Consider the following 11,784-nt stretch of genomic DNA (forward strand, 5'->3'; position numbering starts at 1 on the left):
CTCCTATCTTAGTGAACTGCCGAAGCTTGCTTTTCTTCAACAGCACTGTCATTCACACGTTCCACATTTGCCCCTAGGGCTTGCAATTTCTTGTGGAACTCATAATAGCCACGATCCAGATACTCAAGGTGTGAAACACGTGTAACACCTTCAGCACGTAAACCAAGCAGAATCAATGCAGCCGCAGCTCTTAAATCTGTTGCATTAACAGCAGCGCCTTGTAAGCTCTTTCCACCATTAATAATTGCAACATTGCCATCGATTTGAACATCTGCATTCATATGCATCATTTCTTCCAAATGCTGGAAGCGATTTTCAAACACGGTTTCTGTGACAACGCTTGAGCCATTTGCCAAAACCTGCAGTGCAGTTACCTGCGCCTGCATATCTGTCGGAAAACCTGGATGAGGCAAGGTTTTGATATCGGTTGGTTTGATTTCTTTCGGACCAATCACACGAATCCCAGCTTCTTCTTCACGAACGATCGCACCCATCTCTGTTAATTTAGATACCAGTGGACGGTTGTGTTCAATAATTGCTTCTTCAATCAGAACATTTCCTTCTGTCATAGCTGCGGCAACCATGAATGTACCAGCTTCAATACGATCTTGAACAACAGAATGTTCAACCGCGTGCAGCTTATCAACACCTTCGATACGCATCATTTCAGTTCCTGCACCATAGACATGGGCACCCATCTTGTTCAGCACATTCGCCAAATCAACAATTTCAGGCTCTCTAGCCACATTCTCAATGATTGTCGTACCTTTCGCACGAACAGCTGCCATCATAATGTTCTGTGTTGCTCCAACACTAGGAAAATCAAGATAAATCTTGCTTCCCTTCAATTCTTTAGCAATCGCTTCAATATAACCATTCTTTTGAATGATTTCAGCACCTAGTGCCTGAAACCCTTTCAAATGAAGATCGATCGGACGCTTACCAATTGCACAACCACCTGGCATAGCAACCTTTGCATGACCGTTACGAGCCAACAAGGGCCCCATTACAACGATGGATGCTCTCATTTGGCTGACATATTCATAATTTGCTTCAATCCCTAGTGGTTTTGTTGCATCGATCACCACTGTATTGTCTTCTTGATTAAAATCAACATCTACATTTAAGTGTTTAATTACCTGATTCATTGTAAAAACATCCGAAAGAATCGGTACATTTTTTAAAACGGTTGTTCCTTCTTCTGCTAAAAGTGTCGCTGCTAAAATTGGTAACACAGCATTTTTGGCACCTTCAATTTTTACAGTTCCTTTTAATTGGTTACCGCCATGAACAATAATCTGTTCCATTTCGTTCCCTCCAAAAATAAGAATAGGTCTTTCCTACTCAAAATCTTTTCCATTATACCACTATTTTTTATAAATTTGTACAATTTCTTCTTGTTTTTACTCTTTAAGGAAAAATCGATAGAAAAATATTTCGGCATAAAGCAATAAATTCTAAAAAGAATGAGCTTGCAGTATACCCTATAACAATCGATAATAAGATCAATAAAACACGGACTTGTGATACATGGTGTGCTTTAAAGAACTGGTCGATCCTAACTGACTGAATCGCCCAAAAGCTCAAATAAATAAACAGCACATGAGCGATGATCCGAATAAAAGCATCTATTCCATAAAATTGCATAGCCTCTCCCCTTACTCTACTGAATTCAGTCGTTTCTCAACTAACTACAAACGGCTGATTCTTCTGCTTCACTACAGCACAGAAGTTGGAAGTTTTTCTTACTGCTCACTCTTTTGGCAAGCAAAAGTCAGAACTGAACATGCTTCTCATTTTTACAGCCGAATAAACAACGAATCAAGAATTGCAGCATGTATCAAAATAAATGACCATCTATAAATTATAGTGTTAGTGTATCACAAAGAAAAGAAAAATTATAAAAATCGTTCTCGCAGCATCTATATTCACCACAAAAACAGCGTTTTACAACTGACATAAAGATGGATATAAACAACTTTCGATACTTTTATTTTTCTGGACCTATGTAAATAAAAAAGCAATCAAGATACCGACAGAAACGGGCATCCTGATCGCTTCACATTGTGTTACAAACCAGTCAAATGAAAAACTTGACTGCTTTTCTTCAAAAATACATTTTTTTCTCTCATACTTAGATAAAAATCATGTATGCTTGGATACGTTAATGCGATTGATCGCTCTATGCAACGCAACATTCGCCCGTTTCAACGCATCGATATTCTCTTTTTCTTTTGCTTCCTGTATCATTTTTTCTGCCCGCAACTTCGCACGTTCCGCTCTGGAAACATCGATATCCCGTTCTCTCTCAGCACTATCTGCAATGATTGATACAATATTATCTCGGACCTCCATGATTCCGCCATTAACAGCGATCCAGTCCACATGTGTATCTGCATCCGTTCGTTTGACACGAACCTCATCAATTGCTAACGGAACAATGATCGGCGCATGCTTCGGCAAGATTCCGATTTCTCCATCTGTTGTTTTTGCCACAACAATTTTGGCATGGTGATCATAAACCAAACCATCAGGGGTCATTACATTCACAGTTAATATATCTTCCATTCTGCTACGCCTCCTAATAGTTCAGTGTTTTCGCTTTTTCTATAACATCTTCGATTTGGCCGACACTTCTGAACGCTTCTTCAGGCAGTTCGTCATGTTTCCCTTCAAGGATTTCTTTGAAGCCCTTGACTGTTTCTTCAACAGGGACATATGAACCTGGTTGACCTGTAAATTGTTCCGCTACATTGAAGTTTTGAGATAGGAAGAATTGAATACGACGGGCTCTACCTACCAGAACCTTCTCATTGTCAGATAGCTCATCCATCCCTAAAATTGCAATAATATCTTGTAATTCACGGTAACGCTGCAATACATGCTGCACCTCTGTTGCTACTTCATAATGCTCTTGTCCAACAATTTCTGGAGCTAAAGCACTTGAAGAAGACGCCAAAGGATCGACTGCGGGATAAATCCCTTGCTCAGTCAGACGACGTTCCAGATTCGTTGTTGCATCCAAATGGGCGAAGGCTGTCGCCGGAGCTGGATCGGTATAGTCATCGGCTGGTACATAGATGGCTTGAATCGATGTAATCGATCCTTTTTTCGTTGATGTGATCCGCTCTTGTAACTGACCCATTTCTGTCGCCAGCGTTGGCTGGTAACCAACAGCTGAAGGCATACGGCCCAACAAGGCTGATACTTCCGAACCTGCTTGTGTGAATCGGAATATGTTATCAATAAATAGCAATACATCCTGACCTTCAACATCCCTGAAATATTCCGCAATCGTCAAGCCTGTCAACGCCACACGCATACGTGCACCTGGCGGCTCGTTCATCTGACCGAACACCATAGCAGTTTTTTCAATAACGCCGGAATCCTTCATTTCATAGTAAAGATCGTTCCCTTCACGGGTCCGCTCTCCAACACCTGTAAACACGGAAATTCCTCCATGTTCTTGTGCTATGTTGTGGATCAGCTCTTGGATCAATACAGTTTTACCAACACCGGCACCACCGAACAAACCAACTTTACCACCCTTTAAATAAGGAGCCAGTAAATCGATAACTTTGATCCCTGTTTCAAGAATTTCATTACTTGTGCTCAATTCATCAAAAGTAGGGGCTTTTTTGTGGATACCGCTTCTTACTGCATCTTCCGGAAATGGTTCTTCCAAATCGATGGTATCACCCAATACGTTGAACACACGTCCAAGTGTTTCCTTCCCTACAGGAACAGAAATGGGTTTCCCTGTATCAATGACCTCCATACCTCTTTGCAGGCCATCTGTAGATTCCATTGAAATGGTACGGATGATTCCGTCTCCAAGCTCCAACGCTACTTCAAGGACTACTTTTTGTTTGTCTTTGCCGTTTTTGTATACAACTAATGCATTATTTATGTCAGGTAGTGGTTGATCTAAAGAAAACTCAACATCAACAACCGGTCCAATGACTTCAATGATTTTTCCTGAACTCATGTTTTTTCCTCCAGTCTTCCTAAAGTTGTGACAACATTTTTCCACGGAACGAATAACGATAAACGCAACACACTATGTTAGCGCCTCGGTATCTACAGTTCTTGTTCCCCTTTGATCCTCAATACATGAAGTATCTTTGGAATAAGTCTGTCACGACCCTTTCAAGCTACTTGGCGGCAAGAACAGTCCTTACTAACAAGCGTTTGCCAATAATCTGTTACGAATAATTGCAGCTACTTTTTAAGCAACTGTTCCTGTCATTACCATTTTATTCCAGTGCGGCTGCTCCCGCTACGATTTCGGTTATTTCCTGTGTGATCGCACCCTGACGAGCACGGTTGTAGGAAATTGTCAGATCACTGATGATCGTCTTTGCATTATCAGTCGCTGTCTTCATCGCCGTCATACCGGCCGCATGTTCGGCCGTTTTAGCATCAATAATTGCGCCGTAAATCAGACTTTCTGCATATTGCGGCAGCAAATGATCTAGGATTGCTTCTTTTGAAGGTTCCAGAATGTATTCCTGCTCAAAGCCAGTATCTTCATCAGGGTCCAAATCGGAAATTGGAAGCATTTTTTCAACACGAAACTGACTGGTCAATGAATTGATATGATGATTGTAACAAACATACAGCTCATCAAACACTTCACTGTCAAACATTGCTGTAGCAGCTGAAACAATCTTACGAACCTCGTCAAATGACGGTTGGTCAGTCAAGCCTCTCAGCTCATATGCAATGTTATATCCTCTTGTTTTGAAAAAATCTGCACCGACACTGCCGATTGCAATCAAGACATACTCTTCTTGGTTCTCATGATCGTCCTGAAGCATGGTCATTGTCTGCTTTAAAATCGAACTATTATAGCCGCCTACTAGACCTTTATCTGAAGTGATCACAATGTAACCCGTTTTTTTGATTGGTCTGTTCGTCAGCATCGCATGATACTCATTCAATTCAGGATAATTTGGATCATCCGTCAGCTCTTCGAGATCACTCAATTGAGAAGCAACAAGATGCGTCACGATTGAACGAATCTTCGCTGCATACTCTTGAAAATTCTTAGAAGCGACTTCTGATTTTGTGAGCTTCGCAGCAGAGACCATTTGCATCGCTTTCGTGATCTGGCTGGTCTTTTTCGTTGAAGCAATACGTTGTTTGATTTCATTCAATGAAGCGCCCATTTCCATTCACCTCTCTAAGCGTTGGACATCTTTTCTTTCAGCTCTTCAACCGCAGATTTTCCTGTATTGTTTGACGCATTGAAGACCTCTTTAAACTCATTGATTACTGTTTTTAATTTTTCTTCTTCGGGTAAATCCTTCGTTGTGCGAATCTCTTCAAATATCTCCGAATATTTTCCATCAATATAATCGAATAGATCTTCTTCAAAATCCAACACCTTGTCTACGCTGATACTATCAAGCATACCACGAGTCAAGGCAAACAGAATGACAACCTGTTTTTCCACAGCAAGTGGTGCATGCAGTTTTTGCTTCAGTATCTCTACTGTTCGACGACCACGGTTTAGCTTCGCTTGTGTTGCTGCGTCTAAGTCCGAACCGAATTGGGTGAAAGCTTCCAGTTCACGATAACTGGCAAGATCCAGACGCAAAGTACCTGCAACCTTCTTCATTGCCTTTATCTGAGCGGAACCCCCAACACGTGATACAGACAATCCGGCATCTACAGATGGTCGAATCCCTGAATAGAAGAGATCACTTTCCAAGAATATCTGACCGTCAGTGATCGAAATCACGTTCGTTGGGATGTAGGCAGAAATGTCTCCTGCCTGAGTTTCAACAAATGGTAAAGCAGTCATTGAACCGCCACCCAAATCATCACTCAGCTTCGCTGCCCGTTCAAGCAGACGTGAATGCAAGTAGAACACATCCCCAGGATAAGCTTCACGGCCTGGCGGTCTGCGTAATAGTAAAGAAAGTTCACGGTACGCTACAGCTTGTTTTGATAAATCATCAAAAATGATCAAGACATGTTTGCCATTGTACATAAATTCTTCACCCATCGCTGCTCCCGCATATGGCGCGATGAACAATACTGGTGCTGGTTGAGAAGCACTTGCTGTCACAACAATGGTATAATCCATTGCACCAAATTTACGCAATGTTTCCACTTGTGTACGAACAGTTGATTCTTTTTGTCCGATTGCTACATAGATACAAATTACATCTTGACCTTTTTGGTTGATGATCGTATCGATTGCAATAGAAGTCTTCCCAGTTTTACGGTCTCCGATGACTAACTCACGTTGGCCTCGTCCGATTGGAACCAGTGCGTCTATTGCTTTCAAACCAGTTTGCATCGGTTCATTTACAGATTTACGTTGCATAACACCCGGAGCTGCTGCTTCTACAGGTCGTGTTTTGTCTGTCTGGATTTCTCCCAAACCATCTACTGGTTGTCCCAGAGGATTGACAACACGGCCAATCAAAGCTTCTCCTACAGGAACTTCCATGATCTTACCTGTACGTTTGATTTTGTCCCCTTCACGAATCGACTCAAAATCACCTAAAATAATAATTCCGACATCATTGGCTTCCAAATTTTGCGCCATTCCATAGGCACCATTAGAAAACTCCAGCAACTCACCACTCATCGCATTTTCCAATCCATGGGCGCGGGCAATTCCATCCCCCACGTAGGTTACTGTTCCTACTTCCTCAACAGCCAATTCATGTTGGTAATGCTCAATTTGTTCTTTGATTAAAGCACTGATTTCTTCTGCTTTGATGGACATCTGCGTCACCTCTTTATTCTACTAAAGTCTAACTCAATAGTTGTTCTTCTATACTTTTCAGTTGTTTTCTGATACTGCCGTCGATCACTTTATGATTTACGCCAATAATCGCACCGCCTAAAATTTTAGGTTCTATTAGGTTGAGCAAGCTTGCTTTCTCATACCCAAGTAGTTTGGCAGCCTTACTTTCAATTTGCTGATGCTGTTCTTTATTCAACGGCACTGCAGTAACCACTGTGCCAAAAACGACACCTTTATGATCTTCATATCTTCGTTCATACTCATCGATCATCAATAGCATGTCATTCATCCGACTGTAACTATGTACGACGTGAAGAAAATTCTCTATCGTACCAGTGAAGCCTTTGAGCAATTGCTCCATAATTTCGTCTTTTTCATTGGGTTCCAATCGGGCATCACTTAAAATGTCACCGATTCCCGGAACAAGATGATAAACTTCCCTCAATTTCAACAACTGCTGATAAACTTCATCGGTCTCCTGTTTTTCCAGCGCCAGTTCAAACAGGGCTTTTCCGTAACGTCTACCAACCATGTATTTATCTAGTTTCATCAACTTTACCTAAATTGTCGATATAAGAATTGATCAATGCTTCATGTGCATCGGGTGTCAATTCCTTCGTCAATATTTTTTCTGCAATTTGAACAGATAATGCTGCAACATCGCCTTTGATTGCTGCCATTGTCTTATCGTGCTCTTGAGAAATTTCTGCTGTTGCCTTCTTTTTCAACCGAGAGACTTCTTCAGTTGTTTCCATCAATGCTTTTTTGCGGGTTTCATCGCCGCTTTCTTTCGCATTTTTAAGAATTTCAGCAGCTTCAGATTTAGAAGCCAACAGTTTTTCCTGGCGCTGTTTCTCCATTTTTGCAGCTGCGATACGCGACTGCTCTGCAGAATCTAAGTCATTTGCGATTTTATCTTCACGTTGTTTTAATATGTCAGTGATTGCACCCCATGCAAATTTTTTGATCAAAAGCATCAAAATCAAAAATGCACCGGTCACAACAATGATCGTTCCTAATGTTGTACTGGGTGTTGCTTCACCTAAAACAAGATTCGTAAGCATGAAGTTTCGCCGTCCTTTCCTCTGTACGTTCAACAAGATACTTTGGATTTTTTTCCTATTTCTGTCGATCGTTTAGTATTTTACATAAAATAGAAGAAAGCAGTGACGATAGTTTTCACCAAAAGCGTCCTGCCTTCCAAAGTAAATTATCTTAGCACCAATAATAATGCAATAACCACACCTAGAATAGGAACCGCTTCAATCAAGGCTACCCCGATAAACATCGTTGTTCTCAACTGACCAGACATTTCAGGTTGACGTGTCATTGATTCAATCGTTTTTGAAATAACTTTTCCGTTACCATATGCTGCTCCAATTGCTGCTCCAAATACTGCGATCGCTGCTGCGATATAATTTAATCCATCCATTTTCTATTCCTCCTGATTTGTATTGATACATTGTTTTATACTATTCCACTTGCTATTCTTCCACTTCAACTTTATGAGCCATGTATACCATAGATAAAGTCACAAAAATGAAAGCTTGTATCCCACCGATAAACAATGAGAAAGCCAACCAGATCATTTCCAACGGAATCGCCAGAGGAATGACCCAAAAACCAACGCCCGAAACAAGACCGGCAATCAATCCCAGCAACACTTCCCCTGCATAAATATTTCCATATAGACGCAAAGCTAATGTAAGCAGATTCGTAAACTCTTCCATAAATTTGATTGGCATAAGAAATCCGACCGGTTTAAGGAAGCTGTTTTTGAAATACCCAACAAATCCAAATCGACTAATACTGAACCAATGTGTCAGGACGATCATGATCAGTGCCAAAGTCAATGTAACCATAGGGTCTGCTGTGGGACTCTTCCAGTAGGAGTATTCCCCTACAGATACCTTGGTCACCAGTCCGATGACGTTTGCAACCAACACGAATAGAAAAAGAGTGAAGGATAATAAATGAAAATTCGTTACTTCTTTACTAGGCATGTTGTCAGTAATAATTCCACGAACAAAGTCAATAAGGTACTCAATCACATTCTGTTTGCCCTTCGGTTTCAATTGTAAATTCCTTGTACAAAAATAGACAACGGCAAAAACGATCACACAGGTCAGTAAAACCATTAGAACAATTGTTTTGTCAAACCAAATTGGACCGATATTGAAGAGGGGTGTCTTCTCTTCCATTTTTTTCACCTCTTTTCTGCTCAACTGCTTGATGTTTTCTTAAAGTTGTTTTCAACCACAACGTATAATACCACCATCGATCCCGAATTACAAAACATTTTCATGAAAATTTGACACTTTTTCCAATATGACAAAAATCTCATGTCATTTTTCTTTCATCCGGAAAATTGATTGGTTAAAAACGCAGCTGCGATCAATAGTTTTTAAAAACGATGAAGGCTCATCAGTTTCCATTCCACTCTAACAAATTTTTCAAGGAATAGGAAGCAAAGAAGCTAAATATGCGAAAAAGGATATATAACAAACCAAAAATGATTTTTGGCTTATTTTTTATATGAAAACCATAATGAAAAACTTTTGAAAAACACATCAAATCATTATCATTTATCAAATGATGCTTTGAGTAGCCTCTCACATGCCATCATCTTTCGAAATAAATGGCCACAATTCCAGTGCAGCTTGGACTCTCCTCCATTTCAACACATCATTTATCACTGATTCTTTGTCGAAAGTTAAAGCATCCAACTGTCACTCCTTCTCTAAAAAATGCTTTTCTCAGCATAAAATAAATCCCCTCAAAAATGTATGCACTTTCATTTTACCACTATAAGAGAAATGGAACTATTATTATGATTTTCTCTTTATTTGCTGATTACATCTTAAACAAGAGCACAAGACAAAACAGCAATGATTCCCTTTTTTAGGGAATCATTGCCAGTATATATTTGTATTCTGTTGACTCAATTCAAGAGAAAGATGGTACTCTTTTAGTTGCTACTAACTTTTTATTTTTTTATCAGTCTAATCTGAATGGCTTCCATCCTTCTCGCTTCCCCAGTCGTTCCTGCACTCTGCCCATTTCTTACCCATGGGAGCCAGCCCTTATCTTTCACATGTGCTCTGTACTCAATATGATGCGTATTTGCTATCGCACCTGTTAACTTAATTTGAATAGCTTCCATTCTTCGTTTTTGCCCAACAGTTCCTGAAATACCTGTATTGGAAGTCCAGCCGGTCCACCCTGTACTGGCTAAATGCGTTCGGTATTGGACCCCTCCTGAATAGCCATTCAAAGAAATTGTAATAGCCTCCATTTGAAGAGCTTTACCTGTTGAACCTGCCGTTTCTCCATTTGCTTTATTTTTTGTCCAGCCAAGATCTTGAGAATGTGCTTCATAATTAATACCAGTTTTCTTTGAAGCGTCTAACCCATATCTCCAGCAATAAGCCAAATAATATTTATTTCCAGATAAGCGCGGAGCAAAGTTATTCGAGCTATTCTCTCCGGCATTGACTGCAACGACTTGTCTTGAATTCGTATACATCGGGCTTCCACTTGATCCTGGTGTACTATCTAGCCTATGATAGAGGAATGTATCGGCAATGCTGCTAACTGTTCCACTTTGCGTATACATAACTCCATTTTTATCTCCATGGAACCCTGTCAAAGTAACATTCGTAGATGTTGTTACGCTGCTATTTAACCCTAGATATCCTGTTTTCTTTCCAATTTTCGTGTTCAGCTTGATACTACCGATATCATGCTCATTCGAGTATTTCCCATCCGAGTTTGCCCAACCAGAAGTTGTAGAAAATTTTGTTCCATAGGCCTTACCAAACGGAGCAGTACTTCCATTGTAACCTGGGATTACTTCAATAGATTTTGCCCAACCGCCGTACTTCTTGCTGTACACACAGTGACCTGCAGTCAAAACGACATCCTCTGCAATCATACTTCCACTCCCTTGGGTTCTTGCCCCATTTGGAAAGGTAATCGACAAATAAACGATTGTAGAATAAGGATATGACGTAGTATTTCCTACCTTTATTCGATTATCTGATCCGAAAATCGTTCGAGGCTCTGGTAGCTCTCCCGCTACAGCCGGAACTTCACTAGGAATTTGTTCTACATTGATATCATCAAAAGCGTAAATTTCCCCAGTATTAGTGACCACGTCAAATCCAATATTCTCTTCAGCCTGTGCGTTTTCTCCAATAGCGATTCCTCCAACCAATAAACAACAAACAATAAAACCTTTCCCCAAAAGCTTTTTCCACTTTTTCACTTTTACATCCCCTTTGCTCTATTTTTTTGCAATTCATCATTGCACAATCACTATAGCACAAAAACAATTGAATTTTAACTCAAAAAATAAAAAATAGTCGATAAAAAACAATATATTATTCATTTAATGACGTGTATATATTTTCATATAGTAAAAAAAGAAAAAACTGCTATTCTGCATAGATTTAGCAGAATAACAGCTTTCTGTTCTTTTAATGAAGCTTCGCATAGATATATTGAAAGATCGATCTAAAAACTACCTCCTAGATTCTTGAATCTATCGAGCTCTATTTTTCAGTGTACGACTGATTTGACGATCCACTTCTTTTCGTTTCAAGTCTTCACGTTTATCATACTGTCTTTTCCCTTTAGCCAGGCCGATCAAAACCTTCGCAAAGCCGTCCTTGATATAGACTTTTAATGGAACCAAGGTAACTCCAGTATTCTTTGTTTCACCGACCAAGCGACTGATCTGTCTTTTGTGTAATAACAGCTTTCTTGTGCGCAACGGGTCATGATTGAAAATGTTCCCTTGCTCATAAGGGCTGATATGCACATTGTATAGATACGCTTCGCCATTTCTGATTCGTGCAAAGCCATCTTTTAAGTTGATTCGTCCATTACGAATAGATTTGATCTCTGTTCCCTGTAAAACGATCCCAGCCTCTAACGTATCGATGATCGTATAATCATGCCGTGCCTTTCTATTTTGGGCAACTAACTGTCCTTCCCCTTTTGGCATCACAAATTCC

At 40.2% G+C, this 11,784-nt stretch carries 12 protein-coding genes; all 12 read right to left on the minus strand.

All coding sequences use genetic code 11. The features are described 5' to 3' along the window. Positions 1-8: 8 nt before the first annotated feature. The 12 genes from murA to smpB all read right to left on the minus strand — a co-directional run bounded on the left by murA (position 9) and on the right by smpB (position 11,774). Positions 9-1,307 carry a UDP-N-acetylglucosamine 1-carboxyvinyltransferase gene (gene murA, locus A5888_RS06680; protein WP_086350302.1) on the minus strand — a complete coding sequence of 433 codons (1,299 nt, stop codon included), beginning with the start codon at positions 1,305-1,307 and terminating at the stop codon, positions 9-11. 103 nt (positions 1,308-1,410) lie between these two features. Further along, positions 1,411-1,647 (minus strand): DUF1146 family protein, encoded by a 237-nt coding sequence (locus A5888_RS06685; RefSeq protein WP_086350303.1) that lies wholly within the window; start codon positions 1,645-1,647, stop codon positions 1,411-1,413. 498 nt (positions 1,648-2,145) lie between these two features. Continuing rightward, positions 2,146-2,568 carry a F0F1 ATP synthase subunit epsilon gene (locus A5888_RS06690; protein ID WP_086350304.1) on the minus strand — a complete coding sequence of 141 codons (423 nt, stop codon included), beginning with the start codon at positions 2,566-2,568 and terminating at the stop codon, positions 2,146-2,148. A 13-nt stretch (positions 2,569-2,581) separates the two neighbouring features. Next, the gene (atpD, locus tag A5888_RS06695) at positions 2,582-3,988 is read right to left on the minus strand and encodes a F0F1 ATP synthase subunit beta (protein WP_086350305.1); all 1,407 of its coding nucleotides are present in this window, start codon (positions 3,986-3,988) and stop codon (positions 2,582-2,584) included. A 268-nt stretch (positions 3,989-4,256) separates the two neighbouring features. Then, entirely contained in the window at positions 4,257-5,171 is a 915-nt protein-coding gene (locus A5888_RS06700) for a F0F1 ATP synthase subunit gamma (protein ID WP_086350306.1), read from the minus strand. 14 nt (positions 5,172-5,185) lie between these two features. Beyond that, positions 5,186-6,745, minus strand: a complete 1,560-nt coding sequence (gene atpA / locus A5888_RS06705; RefSeq protein WP_086350307.1) for a F0F1 ATP synthase subunit alpha — start codon at positions 6,743-6,745, stop codon at positions 5,186-5,188. A gap of 28 nt (positions 6,746-6,773) precedes the next feature. Next, positions 6,774-7,316, minus strand: coding sequence for an ATP synthase F1 subunit delta (gene atpH / locus A5888_RS06710; protein ID WP_086350308.1), 543 nt, complete (start codon positions 7,314-7,316; stop codon positions 6,774-6,776). After that, positions 7,303-7,830, minus strand: coding sequence for a F0F1 ATP synthase subunit B (gene atpF, locus A5888_RS06715; protein WP_086350309.1), 528 nt, complete (start codon positions 7,828-7,830; stop codon positions 7,303-7,305). The genes atpH and atpF overlap by 14 nt, the downstream gene beginning before the upstream one ends. A 146-nt stretch (positions 7,831-7,976) precedes the next feature. Continuing rightward, on the minus strand, positions 7,977-8,198 hold the full coding sequence (gene atpE, locus A5888_RS06720) for a F0F1 ATP synthase subunit C (protein ID WP_086350310.1): 222 nt from the start codon (positions 8,196-8,198) through the stop codon (positions 7,977-7,979). Positions 8,199-8,250: 52 nt separating this feature from the next. Next, positions 8,251-8,967 (minus strand): F0F1 ATP synthase subunit A, encoded by a 717-nt coding sequence (gene atpB, locus A5888_RS06725; protein ID WP_086350311.1) that lies wholly within the window; start codon positions 8,965-8,967, stop codon positions 8,251-8,253. A gap of 785 nt (positions 8,968-9,752) precedes the next feature. Beyond that, on the minus strand, positions 9,753-11,033 hold the full coding sequence (locus tag A5888_RS06730; protein ID WP_086350313.1) for a trypsin-like serine protease: 1,281 nt from the start codon (positions 11,031-11,033) through the stop codon (positions 9,753-9,755). Between the two features lie 276 nt (positions 11,034-11,309). Then, a complete protein-coding gene (gene smpB, locus A5888_RS06735) occupies positions 11,310-11,774 on the minus strand; it encodes an SsrA-binding protein SmpB (RefSeq protein ID WP_086350314.1) in 465 nt (154 codons plus the stop codon). Between the last annotated feature and the right edge of the window lie 10 nt (positions 11,775-11,784).

The organism is Enterococcus sp. 9E7_DIV0242 (assembly GCF_002140975.2).
Lineage (GTDB): Bacteria > Bacillota > Bacilli > Lactobacillales > Enterococcaceae > Enterococcus_L > Enterococcus_L clewellii.

Coding starts and splice junctions, on each gene's coding strand:
- smpB (WP_086350314.1), bottom strand. CDS start 11,774: ATGCCAAAAGGGGAAGGACAGTTAGTTGCCCAAAATAGAAAGGCACGG.
- A5888_RS06690 (WP_086350304.1), bottom strand. CDS start 2,568: ATGGAAGATATATTAACTGTGAATGTAATGACCCCTGATGGTTTGGTT.
- A5888_RS06685 (WP_086350303.1), bottom strand. CDS start 1,647: ATGCAATTTTATGGAATAGATGCTTTTATTCGGATCATCGCTCATGTG.
- atpD (WP_086350305.1), bottom strand. CDS start 3,988: ATGAGTTCAGGAAAAATCATTGAAGTCATTGGACCGGTTGTTGATGTT.
- atpH (WP_086350308.1), bottom strand. CDS start 7,316: ATGAAACTAGATAAATACATGGTTGGTAGACGTTACGGAAAAGCCCTG.
- atpA (WP_086350307.1), bottom strand. CDS start 6,745: ATGTCCATCAAAGCAGAAGAAATCAGTGCTTTAATCAAAGAACAAATT.
- atpE (WP_086350310.1), bottom strand. CDS start 8,198: ATGGATGGATTAAATTATATCGCAGCAGCGATCGCAGTATTTGGAGCA.
- A5888_RS06700 (WP_086350306.1), bottom strand. CDS start 5,171: ATGGGCGCTTCATTGAATGAAATCAAACAACGTATTGCTTCAACGAAA.
- atpB (WP_086350311.1), bottom strand. CDS start 8,967: ATGGAAGAGAAGACACCCCTCTTCAATATCGGTCCAATTTGGTTTGAC.
- atpF (WP_086350309.1), bottom strand. CDS start 7,830: ATGCTTACGAATCTTGTTTTAGGTGAAGCAACACCCAGTACAACATTA.
- murA (WP_086350302.1), bottom strand. CDS start 1,307: ATGGAACAGATTATTGTTCATGGCGGTAACCAATTAAAAGGAACTGTA.